This is a genomic window from Acinetobacter sp. A22 (assembly GCF_030913345.1).
GTDB lineage: Bacteria > Pseudomonadota > Gammaproteobacteria > Pseudomonadales > Moraxellaceae > Acinetobacter > Acinetobacter junii.
In genome coordinates, this window is the sequence record NZ_CP133162.1 from 2105349 (window position 1) to 2126447 (window position 21099).

22 protein-coding genes are annotated in these 21099 nt (G+C 38.3%); 11 read left to right on the top strand and 11 right to left on the bottom strand.

Features of this window, described 5'->3' with window-relative positions; translation table 11 throughout:
- Positions 1-54: 54 nt before the first annotated feature.
- Entirely contained in the window at positions 55-990 is a 936-nt protein-coding gene (locus tag Q9Q86_RS10300; protein ID WP_112986902.1) for a PIN domain-containing protein, read from the bottom strand.
- A 15-nt stretch (positions 991-1005) separates the two neighbouring features.
- Complete coding sequence (locus Q9Q86_RS10305; protein ID WP_004916571.1) at positions 1006-1251, bottom strand: SlyX family protein; 246 nt, start codon at positions 1249-1251, stop codon at positions 1006-1008.
- 32 nt (positions 1252-1283) lie between these two features.
- Here Q9Q86_RS10305 and Q9Q86_RS10310 point away from each other — a divergent pair, with 32 nt between their 5' ends.
- Positions 1284-3197, top strand: coding sequence for an ATP-binding cassette domain-containing protein (locus Q9Q86_RS10310; RefSeq protein WP_112986886.1), 1914 nt, complete (start codon positions 1284-1286; stop codon positions 3195-3197).
- Between the two features lie 53 nt (positions 3198-3250).
- Here Q9Q86_RS10310 and Q9Q86_RS10315 read toward each other — a convergent pair whose 3' ends face one another.
- The gene (locus Q9Q86_RS10315; protein ID WP_112986901.1) at positions 3251-3793 is read right to left on the bottom strand and encodes a DUF4334 domain-containing protein; all 543 of its coding nucleotides are present in this window, start codon (positions 3791-3793) and stop codon (positions 3251-3253) included.
- Positions 3794-3999: 206 nt separating this feature from the next.
- On the opposite strand from Q9Q86_RS10315, the gene Q9Q86_RS10320 reads away from it, so the two are divergent.
- Positions 4000-4935 (top strand): lauroyl acyltransferase, encoded by a 936-nt coding sequence (locus Q9Q86_RS10320; protein ID WP_112986885.1) that lies wholly within the window; start codon positions 4000-4002, stop codon positions 4933-4935.
- Between the two features lie 275 nt (positions 4936-5210).
- On the opposite strand, the gene Q9Q86_RS10325 is transcribed toward Q9Q86_RS10320, so the two are convergent.
- The gene (locus Q9Q86_RS10325) at positions 5211-6320 is read right to left on the bottom strand and encodes an endonuclease/exonuclease/phosphatase family protein (protein WP_112986884.1); all 1110 of its coding nucleotides are present in this window, start codon (positions 6318-6320) and stop codon (positions 5211-5213) included.
- 189 nt (positions 6321-6509) lie between these two features.
- On the opposite strand from Q9Q86_RS10325, the gene asd reads away from it, so the two are divergent.
- The 5 genes from asd (at position 6510) to truA (ending at position 12384) form a co-directional block, all read left to right on the top strand.
- Positions 6510-7628, top strand: a complete 1119-nt coding sequence (gene asd / locus Q9Q86_RS10330; protein WP_004916583.1) for an aspartate-semialdehyde dehydrogenase — start codon at positions 6510-6512, stop codon at positions 7626-7628.
- A gap of 140 nt (positions 7629-7768) precedes the next feature.
- Positions 7769-9187 carry a FimV domain-containing protein gene (locus tag Q9Q86_RS10335; protein ID WP_087539903.1) on the top strand — a complete coding sequence of 473 codons (1419 nt, stop codon included), beginning with the start codon at positions 7769-7771 and terminating at the stop codon, positions 9185-9187.
- 63 nt (positions 9188-9250) lie between these two features.
- Entirely contained in the window at positions 9251-10558 is a 1308-nt protein-coding gene (locus Q9Q86_RS10340) for a FimV domain-containing protein (protein WP_112986883.1), read from the top strand.
- Positions 10559-10602: 44 nt separating this feature from the next.
- On the top strand, positions 10603-11571 hold the full coding sequence (locus tag Q9Q86_RS10345) for an asparaginase (RefSeq protein ID WP_171293836.1): 969 nt from the start codon (positions 10603-10605) through the stop codon (positions 11569-11571).
- A 15-nt stretch (positions 11572-11586) separates the two neighbouring features.
- Entirely contained in the window at positions 11587-12384 is a 798-nt protein-coding gene (truA, locus tag Q9Q86_RS10350; RefSeq protein ID WP_112986882.1) for a tRNA pseudouridine(38-40) synthase TruA, read from the top strand.
- 41 nt (positions 12385-12425) lie between these two features.
- Here truA and Q9Q86_RS10355 read toward each other — a convergent pair whose 3' ends face one another.
- Positions 12426-13433, bottom strand: a complete 1008-nt coding sequence (locus Q9Q86_RS10355; protein ID WP_112986881.1) for an AraC family transcriptional regulator — start codon at positions 13431-13433, stop codon at positions 12426-12428.
- Between the two features lie 230 nt (positions 13434-13663).
- On the opposite strand from Q9Q86_RS10355, the gene infA reads away from it, so the two are divergent.
- Positions 13664-13885 (top strand): translation initiation factor IF-1, encoded by a 222-nt coding sequence (gene infA / locus Q9Q86_RS10360; protein ID WP_001284370.1) that lies wholly within the window; start codon positions 13664-13666, stop codon positions 13883-13885.
- A gap of 59 nt (positions 13886-13944) precedes the next feature.
- Here infA and Q9Q86_RS10365 read toward each other — a convergent pair whose 3' ends face one another.
- Complete coding sequence (locus Q9Q86_RS10365) at positions 13945-14316, bottom strand: lysozyme inhibitor LprI family protein (protein ID WP_112986880.1); 372 nt, start codon at positions 14314-14316, stop codon at positions 13945-13947.
- A 156-nt stretch (positions 14317-14472) separates the two neighbouring features.
- Between Q9Q86_RS10365 and Q9Q86_RS10370 the strand changes: the two genes are divergently transcribed.
- Positions 14473-14880, top strand: coding sequence for a hypothetical protein (locus Q9Q86_RS10370; protein ID WP_112986879.1), 408 nt, complete (start codon positions 14473-14475; stop codon positions 14878-14880).
- A 60-nt stretch (positions 14881-14940) separates the two neighbouring features.
- Here the strand turns inward: Q9Q86_RS10370 and leuB are convergent, their stop codons facing one another.
- From leuB to leuC, 4 genes are all read right to left on the bottom strand, one after another.
- Positions 14941-16020: a 3-isopropylmalate dehydrogenase gene (leuB, locus tag Q9Q86_RS10375; RefSeq protein WP_112986878.1), complete on the bottom strand. Its 1080-nt coding sequence runs from the start codon at positions 16018-16020 to the stop codon at positions 14941-14943.
- Between the two features lie 45 nt (positions 16021-16065).
- A complete protein-coding gene (locus tag Q9Q86_RS10380) occupies positions 16066-16641 on the bottom strand; it encodes a hypothetical protein (RefSeq protein ID WP_112986877.1) in 576 nt (191 codons plus the stop codon).
- 147 nt (positions 16642-16788) lie between these two features.
- Positions 16789-17439 (bottom strand): 3-isopropylmalate dehydratase small subunit, encoded by a 651-nt coding sequence (gene leuD / locus Q9Q86_RS10385; protein ID WP_004958794.1) that lies wholly within the window; start codon positions 17437-17439, stop codon positions 16789-16791.
- A 12-nt stretch (positions 17440-17451) separates the two neighbouring features.
- On the bottom strand, positions 17452-18870 hold the full coding sequence (gene leuC / locus Q9Q86_RS10390; protein WP_112986876.1) for a 3-isopropylmalate dehydratase large subunit: 1419 nt from the start codon (positions 18868-18870) through the stop codon (positions 17452-17454).
- 319 nt (positions 18871-19189) lie between these two features.
- Here leuC and Q9Q86_RS10395 point away from each other — a divergent pair, with 319 nt between their 5' ends.
- Positions 19190-19396, top strand: coding sequence for a DUF2061 domain-containing protein (locus Q9Q86_RS10395; protein WP_017397277.1), 207 nt, complete (start codon positions 19190-19192; stop codon positions 19394-19396).
- A gap of 51 nt (positions 19397-19447) precedes the next feature.
- Positions 19448-20311, top strand: coding sequence for a LysR family transcriptional regulator (locus Q9Q86_RS10400; protein WP_004916621.1), 864 nt, complete (start codon positions 19448-19450; stop codon positions 20309-20311).
- A gap of 2 nt (positions 20312-20313) precedes the next feature.
- Here the strand turns inward: Q9Q86_RS10400 and Q9Q86_RS10405 are convergent, their stop codons facing one another.
- Positions 20314-21069 (bottom strand): hypothetical protein, encoded by a 756-nt coding sequence (locus tag Q9Q86_RS10405; protein ID WP_112986875.1) that lies wholly within the window; start codon positions 21067-21069, stop codon positions 20314-20316.
- Positions 21070-21099 lie beyond the last annotated feature (30 nt).

Here is a 21099-nt window from a genome sequence, read left to right on the forward strand (position 1 = left end):
ATAAGTTGAATGAAAAAGGCAAGTAACCAGACAAATTCATTTTTAGAAAAAGTATTATTTGATCATTGACCAATAATTTATATTTTCTTGTAAGTATACAATTTTTTTAACATTTATCTGAATGATTTGATGCTTCTTTAATAGGTTAATCATTTGTAAAACATGTTCATCCTTTTCATACTTAAAGACTGATTTTATGGAGTTACTTAATGTTTCTATTTTTGATGGTTTGTTATTACTAATTTTACTTAAATAATCACAATATTGCTTAATTCTAATCAAGTGCGGTCGTGTTTCAATTTCAAGTAATGATGACGGTAAATTACTTTTACTTTCAATATTTGAGCCAAGCTCTTTTTTTAACTGTTTCTTATTGTATAAACATTTTTCTTGATCAACTACCAACACCTTAATTTCTTGTAATTGATTTAAAATATATTCGGCTTGATTTATATCTAAATCACACCAAGACATTAATGATTTAATTAAGGTTTTAGTTTTTTTAGGTTGATTTTTTAAAAGTTGAGCTAAAACTTTTTTAATATCAACATTAAGCTCTTTTTTACAATCTAAAAGCTTCGTTTCATTTTGAACATTTTTCTGCTCAAGCACTACTTTAACTGGCTCATCCAATTGTTTAAGTAGAGTAGATTGAATCCCAACCTGATCTAATAATTCAACGGCATACGACATTGCCGTATCATTTGACATAACATCAATTAGGCTTCCCTTTCCTAATTGTGCAGATAACCGACCTGCTATAAATGTCAATCCAAAATCAGCTGAATTAGCACCAGTTTTAGGCATTTTTATAATTAACAATCTCTTATCTTGTATCGCCACACTCAACTCAATTAGATCATCTAATGCAATATTTAAGTTTGAGTGTGCATAGACTAAAATTACTTGATCATATTGTTTTAATAAAGTTCTTAATTCACGAATTTTTTTAGGTTGGTTTTCGATATCCAATAATAATATATTTTGCATAATATCAGTCATGTTTTAATAATGTGGTGGTTTGTTACTCATTGGATCAAACGGTGCAATCCCTTCTGACAAGTCTGAAGACTCAACGCGTTGGTATAAAAGCTGCATTTGTTTCTTCAAAACTGCAATTTCTTGTGTCTGAATTGCGAGCTGTTGATTGAGTTGCTCAACTAAATCGTCTAAAAATGCAATTCGCACTTGCAAATCTTCAATGGGTGCGGACAATGACGCGTGATCATCAAAATTTTGTTGTTTAGTCATTTCAGACCTCATCTGAGCTTTTAGGAAACATTATGGCCTATATTACTTTAAGGGATGTCCATCTCGCATTTGGCGGACCAGCCCTACTCGACGGCGCGAACTTTAACCTAGAACGTGGTGAACGAGTCTGTTTAATCGGTCGTAATGGTGAAGGTAAGTCTACTTTACTTAAACTGATTGAGGGAAGCTTATTACCCGATAGTGGTGAAGTTTCGATTCAAAATGGCTTAACCGTTTCTATGTTAGCCCAAGATGTTCCAATGGATTCAGGCAAAGTTGCCGACATTGTAGCGGATGGTGCAGGTGAAGCCGCAAGTGTTTTAAAAGAATATCATGAGGCAAGTGATGCTTGTGTGCTAGGTGATATGGATGCCTGCGACCGTATGGGTATGCTGCAGCATAAGCTAGATCAGTTAGATGGTTGGGCATTAGAAAATAAAGTAAATACCATTTTGGGTAAAATGGGACTCGACCCAAATGCAGATTTGGCTGACCTATCAGGTGGTCGTAAACGTCGTGTATTACTGGCGCGCGCGCTACTCACTCAACCTGATGTTTTATTACTCGACGAACCGACCAACCATTTGGATGTGGAAAGTATTGAATGGTTAGAAAAATTCCTATTAGATCAAAACAATCTCACGCTTTTATTTATCTCACATGACCGTTCATTTGTAGATAGTATTGCGACCCGTATTGTTGAACTCGATCGTGGTATTATGCGTGGCTATGAAGGTAACTATTCACGTTACTTAGAACTTAAAGCTCAGCAAATGGAAGCTGAAGAAAAACAGAATGCTTTATTTGATAAAAAACTTGCTGAAGAAGAAGCTTGGATTCGTCAAGGTATCAAAGCACGTCGTACCCGTAATGAAGGTCGTGTTCGTGCTTTAAAAGCTTTGCGTGAAGAATCTAAAGCTCGTCGCTTCCAACAAGGCAAAGTTAGCATGGCGACACAAGAGGCTAACCGTTCAGGTAAGCTGGTCTTTGAGATAGAGAACTTAAGTGTTAGCTATGATAGTAAACCACTCATTAAAGATTTCTCTGCAATCGTATTACGTGGTGATCGTATCGGTTTAGTCGGTGATAATGGTGTCGGAAAAACCACACTCATCAAAGCCATCTTAGGTGAAATCCAACACGGCGGTTCGGTTAAAACGGGTACACAACTCGAAGTTGCTTATTTCGATCAACTACGTAATGCACTCGACCTCGAAAAAACCGTTATGGCGAACGTATCGGAAGGCTCAGACTTTGTCGATGTGAATGGTAACCGTCGTCATATCTATAGTTATTTGCAGGACTTTTTATTCTCACCTGAACGTGCACGTACACCTGTGAAAGCCCTTTCTGGTGGTGAGCGTAACCGAATTCTATTGGCAAAACTTCTACTCAAACCATCAAACTTAATTGTGATGGATGAGCCAACCAATGATTTGGATATGGTGACACTTGAGTTGCTTGAAGAAATGTTGTCTGAATATAAAGGCACTTTGTTACTCATCTCGCATGACCGTGCATTTATGGACAACGTCGTCACCTCAACCTGGGTGTTCGATGGAAAAGGTAATATTGATGAATACATTGGTGGTTACCAAGATTACTTGGAGCAACGACCAGATCAGAAAGTCGTTGATCAAAAGAGTGATGTAAAAAAGGCACAAGCTAAGGCTGAAGCTGCTGCATTGGCTGCCGCAACTCCAACGCCAAAGAAAGTGAAGTTAAGCTATAAAGATCAACGTGAGCTTGAGCAACTTCCTGCTGAAATTGAGAAATTAGAAGCAGAACAAACTAAACTTTCAGAGAAACTAGCGGATGGTTCATGGTTTGTTTCTGACGCGAATGCGGCGACTTTAGCCAGTCAACGCTTAGCTGAAATTGATGAGTTATTGCTTGAAAAATTAGAGCGTTGGGATGTATTAGAAAATCTTAGCAAAGGTTCATAATTCATTTCACAAGCCCAATCTTCAGGATATTACATAGTAATTTGAAGATTGGGCTATTCCCATAGATGTTTACTTCCCTCATCTCGTATAAGAATAAAAAAATATGGCTGAGCTTGATCTTTTAAATCCATCCACCCAAGCACTGTATTTTGATCAATACGCCTAAATACATCATTAATCGGTTTTTCATCATAAATCATGGTGGCAGATGATTTACCTCTAAACTCAATCATCCTTAATCTTGCTTTACTTTTATCTGTTTTGAGTAATCTCAATCCTCTCACCAGATACTTACTCTTACTTTTTAAAAAGCTAAAATCTAAACCTAATGGCAACCATTTCGGATCAATACTAAATAAGTTGGAACTTTTTGGGTTCAGTAAAACCAGTGGAAATACTGTTTCATCATCTATAAATTTTTTCCCGTACCAATTTGCTTTATCCAACAGACCATTCATTGGATGACTAGTGATGACTTCCAAACCTTTCCATTGACCATGCATAAACTCGCAATCAACACTCTCTAAATGATCAAAATAATTCATCATTTCCTGAGTATCCATTTTCTTGCCATCAAATATTTCTGAAATATTCATCTGTCTTTTTACCTTAATTATTTTAGCTATCCCTACAATCAATCTATTAAATAACTGTTTTTTTATACAGCACTTCAATAGAGTAAAAATCAACCACCATTCTATGATTTTTATTGTAAATACAACAAACCTCCTAGAACAATTATTAGAAAAGCAACTTCGTGTTACACTTCGCAAAAATTCAACTTATTTACGCATCTAAGTATATGAGCCAACAACAGTCTTATATTCCTGGCGAATTTCGATGGGAATTTTTACTTCCAAAATACTGGAAAATTTGGATCGCCATTATTTTCCTTATGCTTTTGGCTATTCTGCCTTGGGCAATTCAATGGCGCTTAGCACATGGACTAGCAGCATTATGTTGGTATCTATTAAAATCGCGTCGTAAAACCACGCTAAAAAATTTAGAAGTTTGTTTTCCTGAATGGTCGCCTGCCGAAGTTGAAGCTCAAGCCAAACAGGTGTTTGTCGACATGATGTTAGGTGTGTTTGAAACTCTAAATGCGTGGTATTGCCCACATTGGTTTAAAGGTCGACATACCATAGAAGGCTTAGAGCATATCCTTGATGCCAAAGCCGAAGGTAAAGGCATATTGTTACTCGGCACACACAGTACCTTGCTTGATGCGGGTGGTTATATTTGTGCTCAATACTTTGAACCCGATGTTGTTTATCGACCACAGAATAATCCAATGTTGGACATGTTGATTTATCGTTGTCGAGCGACTATTTATCAACAACAAATTGATCATGATGATATGCGAGGCTTAGTACGTCGTTTAAAAGATGGCGGTGCTATTTGGTACAGCCCCGATCAAGATTTTGGTTTAAAACAAGGTGTGATGGCTCCCTTTTTTGGTGTGCCTGCTGCAACCGTGACTGCGCATCGTCGTTTATTAAAAATCTCTAAGTCCGTTGCAATTCCATTGTATTTTTACCGTTATGGTGATATCCACAATCCACAATATAAAGTACTCATCGAACCAATCGTCGAAAATATGCCAAGTGAAGATGAAGTAGATGATGCGATTCGTGTAAATAAAATTATTGAGGCTCAACTACGTATTGCACCGACACAATGGATGTGGTTTCACCGTAGATTCAAAACTCGAGCAGAAGGTTACGAAAAAATCTATTAGAAAAAATTAAAACCCGAGTTTCGCATCCTGCAAAACTCGGGCAAATGAGGTTGTGCTCTCAGATCTTTGTTATTATCTTGCTTCCGTAGCAGGCATCATATCCATAATGCATTTTCCATCTCAGCGTCGCTATCCTTAAACGGAAATCCATTCCTGCGTCCATGTGCTGATGTATTTAGAATAAATCTTTTGATCAAACTCGACTATTCGCCGTAGACTTAAATCAATGTACGATATTGCTTACATCACGATATTTGCCATTTCATTCTATTGAATCACTTATAAGGCTGAGCCAATTCATCAACAACTTGCTTGTGCTCTTGTTCTGCTTTTTCTATACCATCCCGAATCGCTTCTTGAGCCTCTCGTTCATCTTCAGCGCTTTGTTCTAGTTCTTCCTGCTGTTGCTCAAAAATACGACCCGTCTGTAAAACGACATAAATTGGAAAATGATCAGAACCTATATGAGATAAACGTTTCATTTCCACTAAGCCAAAGTCAGTACTATGAAAGATATGGTCTAAAGACCAACGTAAAAGTCGATAATCTGCGTGAAAAGTATTCATGAAATAGCGACCTACCCGTGGATCTAGCAAACCACTGATTCGTTGAAATAATCGCGTGGTGCGTGACCATGCCACATCATTAAGATCCCCCATGACAATACAACTTTCATCCAAATCTTTTATTCGATCGCCAATAATTAAAAGCTCGGCATCTCTTAAAGTTGAATCTTTAGCTTCAGTTGGGCTTGGTGGTTTAGGGTGTAAACAATATAACTGTACTTGGATACCTGAACGTAATGTTACCGAAGCGTGTATAGATGGAATTTCATCACTTAAGATAAATTTCACTTCTGTATCGTGCAATGGCAAGCGGCTATATAGATGCATACCATATAAGTTATCTAAAGGTACGGGCACGCGATAAGGATAATCTTGTTCAATGTTAACTAACGCATTTTGCCAACTTGAATCTGACTCTAATGTCAGCACAACATCAGGTTTTAATGTGTCTATATGCTCAAGTAATAAATGATATTTATCATTTGGCGTCAATACATTGGCAACCAGCAATGAGATTTGCTGGTTTTCATTGATTTGCTCAGGCTTAACTTTTTGAACTTGTTTTTTCCAAATCGGGGTATATGGTAGAACCATTTTCAACTGATAAGCGATTGCTGCGACCAATCCAACAAACAACAACTCGGTAGTCAAGGTCCATTCGGGAATGGCAAATAACATGGCAAAAAAGGCGAAGAGACCGAGTGCCAGAATCTGTAAACGCGGAAAGTCCGCACCTCTAAACCACCACTCATCTCTGGGGATTAATGACCAAAACGAAAGCCATATAACCAATACTGCACAAATCTGAATCCATATCATGTTCATTTTTCTCGTGGGGATGTCTTAGATTCTCAATAAAGTTATGGCTTTATCAATTTTCTATCTAATACAAACAAATTATTTCACTCAATTAAATTATCGTTTTATTTACGTAAAGCTTGCAGTTGTGGTCGCTTTTGATACACTCAAACCCCTTAAAAGTTTTTTGAAATACCGAGGCACAATGACATGAAAGTAGGTCTGGTCGGTTGGCGTGGGATGGTGGGTTCTGTCCTTATGCAACGTATGGTTGAAGAGAATGATTTTGCTCATATTGAGCCATTCTATTTTTCTACCAGTAATGCAGGTGGCGAAGCGCCTTCATTTGGTGGTAAGACTGCCCCAGCACTTATGGATGCTTCAGACATTAAGAGTCTGAAACAAATGGATGTCATTTTAACCTGCCAAGGTGGTGACTATACCTCTGATGTATTCCCAAAACTTAAAGCAGAAGGTTGGGATGGTTATTGGATTGATGCTGCGTCTACCCTTCGTATGGCGGATGATGCAATCATCGTACTTGATCCAGTAAACTTAAATGTGATTAAAGATGGTTTAGTCAACGGAACAAAAACTTTCGTTGGTGGCAACTGTACAGTTTCACTTATGTTGATGGGTTTAGGCTCTCTGTTCCAAAATAATTTAGTGGAATGGGCAACTTCGATGACTTATCAAGCAGCTTCTGGTGCTGGTGCGCAAAACATGCGTGAACTCATCACGGGTATGGGCTATTTGTACAACAATACTAAAGAATTACTAGATGATCCAAAATCTGCGATTCTTGATATTGATCGTCAAATTGCTGACTTACAACGTGGTGAAGGTTTCCCTAAAGCAAACTTTGGCGTGCCACTCGCTGGTTCATTGATTCCATACATCGACAAACAACTCGAAAGTGGTCAATCAAAAGAAGAATGGAAAGGCCAAGTTGAAACCAATAAAATCTTGGGTAATCAACAAATCGTTCCAATTGATGGTCACTGTGTTCGTATCGGTGCAATGCGTTGTCACTCACAAGCAATCACTTTAAAGTTGAAAAAAGATGTTGCGCTTGATGAAATTGAAGACATGATTCGCAACTCTAGCCAATGGGCTAAAGTCGTTCCAAATACTCGTGAAGCTTCAATGACTGACCTGACGCCTGTTGCAGTAACAGGTACTTTAACTGTTCCTGTAGGTCGTTTACGCAAGCTAAATATGGGTAAAGAATATTTAGGTGCATTTACAGTAGGCGATCAGCTACTTTGGGGTGCTGCTGAACCTTTACGCCGTATGCTTCGTATTTTAGTTGAATACAAGAACGCTTAAGCAAAAACACCTAAAAATCAAAAGCCGATCACACTTGATCGGCTTTTTTATGTTTTCACTTTTGAAGAATTTACAATTCATTTACATCACGTTAATGTATACTTTTACACGACTATAACATCACTTTTTCATGGATCGAGATGACTGTTTATAACAAATTAAAAATTGCCATTTTAGCCATATTTTCTTCGCAACATCTTTACGCAATTACACTCGATCCGTTGCAAGTTCAATCTGCGCCTGGGGAATTACTTTACGCTGAGATGAGTTTTCATCAAGCAGACACGAACTCAAAACTAGAAGTGAGTTTAGCTACGCCTGAAGATTTAATGATGATTGGCGCAGCACACCAACCACCATCTGGTTTAAATTTTTTTACAAGACGCAATAGCCAAGGCGAAGGAACGATTGTTATTACTTCCACACGCCCAATGACTGAAGCTGAATTAAATATTATTTTAAAAATTCAGGAAGGTAGCGCATCACATTTAAAACATATCCGACAGCCTATTCGTAGATCTGTTGATCCTGTTTTAGCTAAATCAATTGCCGAAAAACCGCTTACGCCTAAGTTTATTGTGAGTGAAAAAGATATCGCATTAAACTTACCAGTGAGTACTCGATTTAATGCCAATACATCTGAGTCAAAAGAGCAAAGTTTAAAACAAGAAACTTTGCTGAATGCACCATATAAACTTCCTCCTGTTTTAAATAATGATGATTCTTCAGTAAATGCTGAAGCTATTTCAATTGCACCACAACCAAGTGCGCAGCCAAATACGTTACAACAAACAGCCTCAGCAAATAATAACGTCAATGCTGAACAAGTTGCTCAAACTCCTGCACCTTCGAAAGTCGTTGAGTCTTCGCAAACACCACAGACGGATCTCAATAGTGAAAAAACGATTGCTCGTCAGGACATGAAAAAGGTGGAAACAACACCAACTCAACAACCTAACAAAACTCAGCAGGCAAAAGTCAAAGCACCTGAGCAGAAAAAACTAAATTCTGAAAAAAACCAACAACACGTAGTTCAACGCAATGAGTCTCTGTGGAGTATTGCACAGCAAATCGCAAGTCAGACTCAACAGCCAGTAACACAAGTCATGTCTCAAATTAAAAAACAAAACGAACATGCATTTATTGGGGGTAATCAAAATAGAATACGCCAAGGTTCACGTTTAAACTTTAATCTAAGCAATATTCCAAGTCGTCCAGCACAAAATGCTAATCAGCTTGCAGCACAAACCACAACTGTACCTAATGGACGTACCAAATACCGTTTACAACAAGCTGAAATGTCTCTAGTTGCCGAGAGTAATCAAGATTCCAGCACAGGAAGTGCGAAGAAGGACACATTACAACAAAAAACCAGTGCTGATTTATCATTAAAAGTTATGACAGCAAGGGAAAAAACCGTTACATTACAACGAAACGTGACTCAGTTAGAGTTGGCATTGCGTCAAAAGGAACAGCGTATCCAGCTATTAAATGCTCGACTGGCTGAATTACAAGAGCAACTAAAAGCTCAACAGGAAACTAAAAAGCCAACACGCTAGGTTACGAGAAGATTCTCATAAATTTACACTAAAAGCTGCTCTAATCTTTAAGGGGTGAAGATCATGTCAACTATCATCATTGTATTGTTAGTTATTGTATTAGTCGTTGCGATCGTTTTAAAAAAACGTGCTGACAATGAAAATACAGCAACTCCTAAAAAAGGAGGTGCAGCCAAACCTCAAAAGAAAGCAGCATCAAAAAAAGTTGCGACCAAATCAACACCTATTGCTGAAGTCGAAACACAACAACAGACAAATAAAGTTCAAGCCAGTACACTTGTACCAACACAACTGAAAGAAAAGATTGAGCAACTTATTCTTGCTAATAACTTTCAAGCTGCTGAAGCTCAAATCAATCAGGCACTTAAAACAGATGATTCTCAGCATGACTTGTATATCTTATTGTTAGATCTTCACATCACTCAAAAAGATGATTTTGCAATTAATCAGTTGATTAAACATTTACAAGATTTAGAACTAAATTCACTGATCCAAACTGCACTGGACAAGAAAAAAGAATACGAAACCAATAAACCTTCAGATGCTTTAGAATTTCATTCTAGCAAAGTTCATTTTGGTCAAACATCAACTATTACCGAAACTCCTGTACAAGATAATTCAGCAGATTTTGATGCATTGGTTGCTTCACCTAGCCCAGCTCAATCATTTGATCAACTGCAAACGGAAGTTACACCGTCTCCAGTCGAAGAGCCAAAAATAGAAGCTGAACCTACTCCTGAAGTTAAACCTTTAGATTTTAGTTTTTCTTTTGAACAAAAAGAAACTGCTGAACCTGCAATAGAAATTGAAACCAAATCCTCGCCTGAACCTGAATTAACAGAATCAAAAGATCAAGCCCCTCTTGAATTTTCTTTCAACCTCGAACCTACAACCTCACCTACTGTCACTGAACAGGAAGTCAAAGTTGAAGAAACCAAATCTGGTCTAGATTTTAGTTTTGCTGATCTTGAACTAAAAACACCTGAACCTGAAACAAAAACTGAAGCACCAATTCATTTAGATTTAGACTTCAATCAACCTGAAGTTAAGCTTGAAGAACAGCCAGTCTTTGACAAAACGGCATTTACATTTGAGATTAACGAACCGACAACGGCTGAAGAAACTCAACCTGAACTCATCACACCAGTCTCTCAAACAGCACCTGCTCTTTCAACTAACGATCCTTTAATGCAATCTTTTCCAGATTTGCAAACTATGGACGAAGCTCAACTTAATCTTGATCTAGCAGAACAATATATTGAATTAGGTGCTTATGAATCTGCGCGAGTTATATTGCAGACCAATCAATCACTTTTTAATCAAGATCAACAACAATACGTAGAAAAGTTACTGAATAAAATAGCTTCCTAAATTTGATCAGTCTAATATAAGCAGTCTCTCGGACTGCTTTTTTTATGATGAAAAAAATTGCTTTGATCTACATGGGTGGTACGTTTGGCTGTGTCGGTAATCCGTTAATGCCAATGCCTGAAAATGAGTTTATTCCCTTACTTGAAAAAGTCATTCCACCCCATCTTGATGTTGATTGTTTTGCAGCACCTAGTATAAAAGACAGTAGTGCTTGTACGGCTGTAGATTGGGTGAAGCTTATTCAGCAAATTCAAGACCTTCAACTCAAAAACTATCAACATTTTGTCATCATTCATGGCACTGACACACTCAGTTATGCTGCAGCGACACTTGCACGTTTCTTGGGACAGTCATCTCATATTATGATTACGGGTAGTCAATATCCTCTACTTAATATTGAAGGGAATGACACTCGAGAATTTACTGATGCTCTCGGGAATCTAAATTTAGCACTTGAGCAGGTACTTAGCCTTCCTGTCGGTACATATTTAGCATTTCATCAACATATTTTCCATGCGCAAACTGTTCTGAAAGTACATACGACTGAATTAGATGCTTTTGCAGGCGTTGATGCACATCAATCATGCCAAACTTCTATCGAAAATTTTATCGTTCAAGCTGAACATATAGAACGTGCCTCATCATTAACCGTACTGAATTTAATGTTGCAGCCAATCGCAAAAGAACAACTTGCTGCTCAACTCGAAAATTTAATTAAAAACCCGCCACACTTCTTGATATTACAAGGGTTTGGAACAGGAAATATTGCAACCAATTCCGAATTATTGAATTTATTCGAAGCATTATATGAACGAGGTTGTGTTGTCATTATTAGCTCACAAGTGGTGTTTGGTAAACTTGATCAACGATACGCTGTGAGTTCTTGGATAGAAAATGCCAAAGTATTAATCAATGATTGTCATAGTCATGCGGATTTATATGCAAAAGCATTGCAAATGTATTTAAAATACCCGACTCATGTTCAATGGTTTGAACATTGGAATACACACTAAGATTGAGGTTTAAGCATGCAACGTTACGCGATCGGTATTGAATTTTGTGGTACTCAATACCGTGGTTGGCAAACTCAACAAGCAGGCGTTGTAAGTGTGCAAGAAACCATCGAAAAGGTACTCAGTAAAATCGCTGACCACCCTGTCATTCTTCATGCTGCTGGCCGGACTGATGCTGGCGTTCATGCAACCAATATGGTCGCACATTTCGATACCACGGCCATTCGTCCCGAACGTGGATGGCTTATGGGAGCAAATAGCCAACTCCCAAAAGACATTTCTATTCAGTGGATCAAATGCATGGATGAAAATTTTCATGCACGTTTTAAAGCAATGGCTCGTCGTTATCGTTATGTAGTATACAACGCCCCCACTCGTCCTGCTTTACTCCACAAGCAAGTCACCCATCTACACCAAGAATTAGATGTGCAAAAAATGATTAAAGCTGCTGCGAAATTTGAAGGCACTCACAATTTTGAGTCATTCAGAGCTGCCGCATGCCAATCCAATCAACCTGTACGACATGTAAAGCATTGTCGTTTATTTGAACATGGTCGCTATTTAGTTTTAGATATTCAAGCCGATGGTTTCTTACACCACATGGTTCGAAATATCATGGGGTGCTTACTTGAGATCGGGCAAGGAATGTATGAGATTGACCATATAGACTCGATGTTTGCTGCCGAAGATCGTCGCGCAGCAGGGATTACTGCTCCCGCAGATGGTCTATATTTTATCCAATCTTATTACCCAGATCAGTTTGATTTACCTCAGCTGCCTCTCGGACCTCACTGGTTAAATCTACCCGAATAAAAAAAAGCCCTCTTCTTGAGGGTTTTTCCTGATGTAAAAGATTAACGCTGTTTTCTTTTACGATACTCAACAGGGGTTTCATTCGTCCAGCGTTTGAATGCACGATAGAATGTACTTGGTTCTGAAAAGCCCGTTAAATAAACAATTCTTTCAACACTTTCATTGGTATTTGCCAAAAGTTTTTTCGCCAAACGACAACGATAATCGGAGAGGATTTGCTGAAAACTGGTATTCGCCTCGCTAAGCTGAGTTCTTAAACGACGCGGTGTAATGTTGAGCTGGGCTGCAACGGTTTCTAAAGTTGTCTCACCGCTTTCTAATGTTGAGCCAATTGCACGACGTACTTCACCCACCAGATCATAGCGAGCTAATTCTTGTAACTTCTCAATCGCAAGTTGCTCGTGTAGTTGTAATAATTCTGGTTCGGCCTGCCATAGTGGATAATCAAGCACAGCCATATCAAAATAAAGACGTGTTTCTTTCTGACCTAAACTGACAGGGCAGCCATACACTCTGAAATACTCATCATCATCAGCGCCTTCATTGAAATTGAAATCAATGAAGATCGGATGAAATTGTCCTTCGGTAATGAACTTGAAGAAGCGCAAAATACCTGACATCGCACATTCAGAAAAATGACGATTGACTAAATTATCAGGCCAATATTGTTCACCATTGCTTAAATAGCAACGACCATCTTCTATGACTAACTTCGCATCAAACGCATCACTTATCAGACGTTGATAGGCTAAGGCACGCTTAAGCCCTTCACCAAACGTTTCACTACTGATAAATAAGTGTTCAATGACTTGACCACGATATAATGGAAGATGCTCACCTAAATGCAGACCAATATCTGGATCATTACTCACTTCCTGTGCTGCGATCCAAAATGCATTTTGAGCACTTAAAGGGGTTCTGGCATTGGTATCAACTTGATTTAGAGCAACACCTGCTTTTGTTAAAATCTCTTCAGTTGGTAATCCTGCTTTACGAATTGCCTGATAACCAAAGCGCAATACAACCGATGCATCTGTTAACTGACCCACGCAGTGCCCTTCCCTGTAGATACTTTATTATGACAATAAGCGATGATTTTAGATTAACGTTGATTGACCAAACTGACAACACTATTATGCTTCTTTTGTTAAAAAAAAATACAGATTGTTAGACAGTTTTCTCAAAATAAACGTTGCAGCCTTTGCTAAGCCAGCGTCTTGTAAATTTTAAATAAATTGACTATAATTTGCGCCTTTCCAATTTGATCATCAGGTAGGCCATGGCCAATAAAGAGGAACTCATTGAGTTCGAAGGCGTTGTCACCGAAACGCTTCCTAATACGATGTTCCGTGTACGTTTAGAAAACGGTCACGAAGTTATTGCTCACATTTCTGGTAAAATGCGTAAACACTATATCCGTATTTTAACAGGTGACAGTGTTAAAGTTGAAATGACACCTTATGACTTAACTAAGGGTCGTATCACGTACCGTGCACGCTAAGATTAGTGAATGCAAAAAAGCCACATGATTTGTGGCTTTTTTTATATCTATAAATTGCGCTATTCACTCAAACGTGTAGTTTTACAGCCTACTGTCTCACATTCACGTAAACGCTCTAATAGCCAATGATTGCGCTCTTGTGTCGTTGATAAGCGACATTGTACATCTACAGAAACTTGCTGATCATCAGTACATTCAGCATCTCTATAGCGAATCCAAGCAAGTTGTGACTTTTTCAAAATTTTTTGTTGTGTTTCATCTAATTTCTGACGTAATTGCTGGTAGTTCTTATTCAAATCTGCATCAGCACTCGCATAAATTTTATTGGTACAGTAAATATCATCATAGGTATTCCGAGCTTTATCACAATTATTTGCCATCGCGAATGTTGATGCCACCCCCAAAATTAAACCTAAGATGATCTTATGCATGAGTTCTTTCCAAACAATTTATTATCCAAATATCTAAGCATATTTCGCAAGAATTGAACATTGCCGACCGATAGACGAGTTTGTATATTTTTGTTTAATGGTTTTAAATAGATAGATGATCATTCATTTAAATACTTGCTCAATAAAGGATGACTTATGCAGTATTACAAGGTATGGATATTAGCAGTATTTATTTTATTACAAGCATGTACCACACCAAATTGGAGATCGGTACAGCTTCAAGATTATTTACAACCCTATATCGGTCAACCAGCAAGCAACATTCAACAAAACTTGAATCTTAGAGAGTTAGGTTTTCAAACATTGAAAGCACCTAAAAAAACCGATGAATATTTAATATTTACGGTGCTACGTCCAATCAATATTCCTGTGCCTATGACACAAAGCATAGGTGGAATAGGACCAACCATGACTGGTACTCGATTAGGATCAATAACAACTAGTCAGCAATCTTATGATGTTAATTTTTACTGTCATATTATTTTTGAATTAGATCAGCAACAAATTGCTCGTTCAATACGTTATGAAGGTAAGGCGTGCTAGCAAAAATTTGCAATAAAAAACGTAGCGCAAGCTACGTTTTCTATTGAGTTCGATACCGAATTAGTTGAGCGCCGAAACTACAGCCTCACCCATCGCATCTGTTCCAACTTTTGTCATCCCTTCAGACATAATATCTGCTGTACGTAGGCCTTGATCTAAAACTTGACCTACAGCATCTTCTATTGCTTTCGCAGCAGCTTCTTCACGGAATGTGTAACGCAACATCATTGCAACTGAGAGCACTGTTGCAAGCGGATTCGCAACATTTTGACCTGCGATATCAGGTGCTGAACCATGACATGGTTCGTACATCCCCTTACCATTTTCATCTAAAGATGCTGATGGCAACATCCCGATCGAACCAGTAAGCATAGCGGCTTCGTCAGACAAGATATCACCAAATAAATTACCAGTCACAATAACATCAAACTGTTTAGGAGCACGTACCAATTGCATTGCAGCATTATCAACATACATATGAGACAGTTGAATATTTGAATACTGCGCTTGCTGTAAATCAGTGACGGTTTGCTTCCACAATTCAGTGACTTCAAGCACATTAGCTTTATCTACTGAACAAACTTTACCACCACGTAATCCAGCTAATTCGAATGCAACTTTAGCAATACGCTTAATTTCGCTTTCTGAATAAATATCGGTGTTATAACCTTGTTTCTCACCGTTTTCTAACTCACGGATACCACGAGGCTGACCAAAATAAATACCACCCGTTAATTCACGTACAATCAGAATATCTAAACCTGCAACGATTTCTGGTTTCAAGCTAGATGCATCTGCCAATTGTGGATACAAAATCGCTGGACGCAAGTTAGCAAATAAATTGAGTTCACTACGGATTTTTAACAAACCACGTTCAGGACGAATCGAACGCTCAATGCTATCCCACTTAGGACCGCCTACAGCACCCAACAAAATAGCATCTGCTTTTTTAGCCTGTTCACTTGTTACAGCTGGATATGGTTCACCATGTGCATCAATTGCAGAACCACCGAGCAATCCATGTTCCCATGTTAAACCTAAGTTAAATTTATCATTGACCTTAGTTAATACTTTTTCAGCTGCACCAACGATTTCAGGACCAATTCCATCACCCGCTAGAATTAAAATATGCTTAGACATCTATATTTCCAGTTTCATGTAAGCAGTTACGACACTGCACTTCGATTAAATTTTCTTTTCTACAAACTCACCCAATCCCGTACTGACATCAAATGGACGACAGAAACGGCGGATTGTTCGTTGCTCTTGTAGTAAATCCACACATAAAGGTTCAGGCACAGAGACTTTTAACAAGCTACCTGACTGATGTGCTCTATCTCGGTACATTTTGAAGGTATAGCGCTGGTTAGACTTAAACGCATGAATCACATGAAAAGTTTCAGCACGGTCAGGTGAAATAGGATAATAACGAATCACTACTTCATATTGTTTAGCAGGCACGCTGAGATAAACTTGTTGCTTGCGACTAAATACTGGACCATGTAACCGAACGATTCCTTTTTCCATTGCTTGTGAGCTAATACGACGTGATTTGGGATCCATCACGACAGTATCACCTAGTCGTTCAAACTCACAGTTATCGACACCTGAACAATATAAAGTTGCATTTTCCGCTTTGTCTTCTAGTGCATTTTGCGCAATACGAACTTGATCAACTACATTTGGTGCATTCTGACACGCAGTTAAAGTCGTACCGATAAATAAACACAGCAAACTACTGCGAGCGAGTTTTCTTTTCATTATTCAAGCCCAGTCCTCATTTCATGCAAACATGCAAGCAAATCGTATTCGCTAGCATGTTAACAAGAGTTCAATCACCGCGCTATGGTTATGTTCAAAATGTCTCCAAGACATCGCTTCATATTTACATTTAAATAATATAAATAGTTAGGCTTGGATCTCTTGAAACACCCATGGGCGTTGTTGTTTTGCCTTTTCTTCGTAACGACGAATATCATCGGCAGCTTGTAATGTTAAACCAATATCATCCAAACCATTTAATAAGCAGTGCTTACGGAATGGATCAATTTCAAACTTAAACGCCTCTCCATTCGGAGTACGTACTTCTTGTGCAGCTAAATCAATTGTAAGTTGATAAGCTTCTGTTTCAGCGCACTCTTTAAATAACTGATCAACAATCTCTTCAGACAAGATCACGGGCAACATGCCATTTTTGAAACAATTATTGAAGAAAATATCTGCAAAACTTGGCGCAATTACAGTACGGAAACCATATTCATTTAATGCCCAAGGCGCGTGTTCACGGCTAGAACCACAACCGAAATTAGTACGAGCCAATAGAATTGTTGAACCTTGATAGCGCGGTTTATTTAAAACAAAATCTGGATTCTTAGGACGTTTACTAATGTCCTGCCCCAAATAACCTTCGTCCAAATAACGCAACTCATCAAATAAGTTATCGCCAAAACCTGTGCGCTTAATTGACTTCAAAAACTGTTTTGGAATAATCAAATCCGTATCGACATTCGCACGATCTAAAGGTGCAACAATACCTTGTTCTACAGTGTATTTTTCCATGATTTAGCTCCTTTAGAATGAACGAACATCAACAAAATGACCTGCAATTGCTGCCGCTGCTGCCATTGCTGGACTAACCAAATGAGTACGTCCACCATTACCTTGACGACCTTCAAAATTACGATTTGAAGTCGATGCACAATGCTCACCTGGTTGCAATTTATCAGCATTCATCGCTAAGCACATTGAGCAACCTGGTTCACGCCATTCAAAACCTGCTTCCAAGAAAATCTGATCTAAACCTTCTTGTTCTGCTTGTTGTTTGACTAAGCCAGATCCAGGAACAATCATCGCCTGTTTAATGCTAGCAGCAACTTTACGACCTTTGACAACTTCAGCAGCCGCACGAATATCTTCGATACGTGAGTTTGTACAAGAACCAATAAACACTCGATCTAATTGGATATCTGCCAATGCTTGACCTGCATTTAAGCCCATATATTGATATGCACGTGTCCAATCATTACGTTGCACGTCATCTTTAGCTTGCTCTAAAGTCGGTACTGCTTGTGATACAGGAATCACCATTTCTGGTGAAGTTCCCCAAGACACTTGTGGTTCAATTTCTGCACCGTTTAACTCAACAACAGCATCGAACACAGCATCTGTATCAGAATGCAAAGTATTCCAGTAGGCAACTGCTTGATCCCATTGCTCTGCTTGAGGTGCGTAGTTACGACCTTTTACATATTCAATGGTTTTATCATCTACAGCAACCATACCCACGCGTGCGCCAGCCTCGATCGCCATATTACAAACAGTCATACGACCTTCAATCGACATATCACGGAATACTTGACCGCCAAATTCGATTGCGTAACCTGTGCCACCCGCTGTACCGATTTTACCAATAATCGCTAAAACCACGTCTTTTGGAGTGACACCTTTACCTAATACACCATCGACACGAACAAGCATATTCTTCGATTTTTTCTGTACCAAGCATTGAGTCGCTAAAACATGCTCAACTTCAGATGTTCCGATACCATGTGCTAAACAACCGAATGCACCATGCGTAGCCGTGTGAGAATCACCACACACAACAGTCATACCAGGTAATGTTAAACCTTGTTCTGGACCAACAACATGTGCGATACCTTGACGGATATCATTAATACCAAATTCAACGATATTAAAGGTCTTACAGTTATCATCTAAGGTTTGAACTTGGATACGAGAAGTATCATCTTCAATCCCTGCAATGCCTTGTTCACGCTCTTTTTTAGAGGTCGGTACATTGTGGTCAGGTGTTGCGACATTGGCACTTAAACGCCATGGTTGACGTCCTGCAAGCTGTAAACCTTCAAATGCTTGTGGACTAGTCACTTCATGTAATAAATGACGATCAATGTAAATTAAACACGATCCATCATCACGCTCAGTGACTAAATGATCATCCCATAATTTGTCATATAATGTTTTGCCTGCCATGTCTTCGCTCTCCGTAGTGCTTGCCATAGGACTGGGTATTTGTAATCTTAGCTTGATTATAACAACCGTTTCACATAAATCTAATTTATCATTTTTATAAATTAACAAACTTTTAGGAATAAAAAACTCTTTCAAATGATTCAGGATTTCAAATGATATATAAGCTTGAATTATATAAAAAACTAGAAACTAGCACTCAGATGAAGACTTATCGTTGATTCATTTATAAATCCAATCATCATCAATTGAAATTTCTTTTTTACAATACAAGTGATAATGATTATTATTTAAATAATTAAGATTTAAAATGGTGACTCAGATGGCAAATATTCAAAAATTCGTGATAAATAACCAACGAACTTTAAAAAAAACCTTGAGTTACTACATCATGCACATCACTGTTGCTATGATGGTGGCATATCTAGTGACAGGCAATTTGATCATGGCAGCAACGCTCAGTTTGCTTGAGCCAACAGTGCAAGCCTTTGCATTTTTCTTCCATGAAAAAGTATGGAGTCGTTTCTAGAACCTATCCGTTGCAGACACAACGAATTTAAACGCCTTATGGAAAGCCAATATGAATCTTGCTGCTTTTGAAGCATTTGTGAAAGTGATGGAAACAGGTTCTATTTCAATCGCTGCAGAATTATTATTTATCACTCAACCTGCTGTCACTAAACGTATTCATAGTTTAGAAGATTATTTTGGCGTAAAATTATTTGAGTCAGCAGGTCGAGGTATTCAACCAACACATGCTGCACATTCATTACTTCCAAAAGTAAAGACATGGTTAAATGAATTAGGTGAGATTCACCACACACTTAGCCATGAACAGACTCAGGTGCAAGGTCGCCTTAAAATTGGCACTAGCCATCATATTGGTCTACATCATCTCGCCGAACCACTTAAGAAATTTGTTCAACTTTTTCCTCAAGTCACTTTGGATGTGCATTTTGTCGACTCTGAACAAGCACATGAACAAGTCCTTGCAGGAGAGTTAGAACTTGCCTTTTTAACGTTACCCCCAGCAGGTGATGATCGACTCAGCTACGTGACTATTTGGAATGACCCCTTAGTATTTGTGAGTGCACCTTTTCATCCTTTGGCAAAACAAACTCAACTTAATCTTGAAGATTTAATCGCCTATCCTAGTCTTTTGCCTGCTGCACAAACTTATACGAGTCAAATTACGTTGTCAGAGTTTGAAAAAAATGGTCTAAAACCTAAAATAACCATGAGTAACAATCCTTTAGAATCTATCAGGATGCTTGTTTCAATAGGTTTGGGTTGGTCGGTTTTGCCTAAAACTTTTCTAAACGAAGATTTAAAACAACTCGATTTAAATTTAAAAATGAATCGTCAACTCGGTATGGTTTGGCATCCAGCGCGGATTCAATCTAGAGCTGCTGAAGAGCTGATTCAACTGATGAAAAACGATTAAATTTAATCCCCACCACAACTGCTACAACTACTTCCACAACTCGATGATGAGGACGACTGTTCTTGCAAGTATTTTGCATAATCTTTAGTCATTTTATCCAAATCAAAGTGTTGTCCCTGCTCCCAATTCAAAGCTTGGTCAATTGCAAATAATCGAGGCATTTGCGTCGTGTTTCTAGGATCATATCCATGCAACATACAACTATATTTCCATGCTTCAAATAATTGCTTCGCTTGTTGCTCTGGTTGAGTCTCATCACCATAAGGATGATGATTCAACTCTCGGCCAATAGTCTGAATGCATAATTTTCTGTATTGATCAGGATATTCCAACATCTCAAGCCATAAGGCATCGACTGCGTTTGAAGGCATTGCATATGCTTGCTGTTGAATTGCATGCAGGGCTAGATAATCTTTAAATCCTGCCTCTATCAGACGACGTTGCTTTAAACTAATATGCGGATAGAGTTGTTGTAACGATCGCATAAAAACAGGGTCAAGTTTTATCTCTTGAATCTTTTGTAGTTTTTGTCTTCTGCTTCGAATGATCAGTAAATGGTTAAAGACCAGCAGCATCCATATACTCGGCAAAATCACCCAAGCTGTAAACAGATGTTGTTGCCAACCAAACATCAGTAGAACAATCAAGATGGGCAATATAATCCATAGTATTTTTAAGTGTTGTTGTTGTCGATCTAGTTTCAGTAACGCATCAAGCTTAGGAGAAGTATATTCTTCCTGATTTATTTTTATTTTCATAGTTTTATCTTAAGAAGAAAAGATGACAGT

What these genes read in the sequence shown, in the direction of transcription:
- Q9Q86_RS10310 (WP_112986886.1), top strand. Translation starts at nt 1,284, where the DNA reads ATGGCCTATATTACTTTAAGGGATGTCCATCTCGCATTTGGCGGACCA.
- Q9Q86_RS10300 (WP_112986902.1), bottom strand. Translation starts at nt 990, where the DNA reads ATGCAAAATATATTATTATTGGATATCGAAAACCAACCTAAAAAAATT.
- leuC (WP_112986876.1), bottom strand. Translation starts at nt 18,870, where the DNA reads ATGGCAGGCAAAACATTATATGACAAATTATGGGATGATCATTTAGTC.
- Q9Q86_RS10305 (WP_004916571.1), bottom strand. Translation starts at nt 1,251, where the DNA reads ATGACTAAACAACAAAATTTTGATGATCACGCGTCATTGTCCGCACCC.
- Q9Q86_RS10320 (WP_112986885.1), top strand. Translation starts at nt 4,000, where the DNA reads ATGAGCCAACAACAGTCTTATATTCCTGGCGAATTTCGATGGGAATTT.
- Q9Q86_RS10325 (WP_112986884.1), bottom strand. Translation starts at nt 6,320, where the DNA reads ATGATATGGATTCAGATTTGTGCAGTATTGGTTATATGGCTTTCGTTT.
- Q9Q86_RS10365 (WP_112986880.1), bottom strand. Translation starts at nt 14,316, where the DNA reads ATGCATAAGATCATCTTAGGTTTAATTTTGGGGGTGGCATCAACATTC.
- Q9Q86_RS10380 (WP_112986877.1), bottom strand. Translation starts at nt 16,641, where the DNA reads ATGAAAAGAAAACTCGCTCGCAGTAGTTTGCTGTGTTTATTTATCGGT.
- Q9Q86_RS10395 (WP_017397277.1), top strand. Translation starts at nt 19,190, where the DNA reads ATGGCAAATATTCAAAAATTCGTGATAAATAACCAACGAACTTTAAAA.
- asd (WP_004916583.1), top strand. Translation starts at nt 6,510, where the DNA reads ATGAAAGTAGGTCTGGTCGGTTGGCGTGGGATGGTGGGTTCTGTCCTT.
- Q9Q86_RS10400 (WP_004916621.1), top strand. Translation starts at nt 19,448, where the DNA reads ATGAATCTTGCTGCTTTTGAAGCATTTGTGAAAGTGATGGAAACAGGT.
- leuD (WP_004958794.1), bottom strand. Translation starts at nt 17,439, where the DNA reads ATGGAAAAATACACTGTAGAACAAGGTATTGTTGCACCTTTAGATCGT.
- Q9Q86_RS10345 (WP_171293836.1), top strand. Translation starts at nt 10,603, where the DNA reads ATGATGAAAAAAATTGCTTTGATCTACATGGGTGGTACGTTTGGCTGT.
- Q9Q86_RS10340 (WP_112986883.1), top strand. Translation starts at nt 9,251, where the DNA reads ATGTCAACTATCATCATTGTATTGTTAGTTATTGTATTAGTCGTTGCG.
- Q9Q86_RS10315 (WP_112986901.1), bottom strand. Translation starts at nt 3,793, where the DNA reads ATGAATATTTCAGAAATATTTGATGGCAAGAAAATGGATACTCAGGAA.
- truA (WP_112986882.1), top strand. Translation starts at nt 11,587, where the DNA reads ATGCAACGTTACGCGATCGGTATTGAATTTTGTGGTACTCAATACCGT.
- Q9Q86_RS10370 (WP_112986879.1), top strand. Translation starts at nt 14,473, where the DNA reads ATGCAGTATTACAAGGTATGGATATTAGCAGTATTTATTTTATTACAA.
- Q9Q86_RS10335 (WP_087539903.1), top strand. Translation starts at nt 7,769, where the DNA reads ATGACTGTTTATAACAAATTAAAAATTGCCATTTTAGCCATATTTTCT.
- leuB (WP_112986878.1), bottom strand. Translation starts at nt 16,020, where the DNA reads ATGTCTAAGCATATTTTAATTCTAGCGGGTGATGGAATTGGTCCTGAA.
- infA (WP_001284370.1), top strand. Translation starts at nt 13,664, where the DNA reads ATGGCCAATAAAGAGGAACTCATTGAGTTCGAAGGCGTTGTCACCGAA.
- Q9Q86_RS10405 (WP_112986875.1), bottom strand. Translation starts at nt 21,069, where the DNA reads ATGAAAATAAAAATAAATCAGGAAGAATATACTTCTCCTAAGCTTGAT.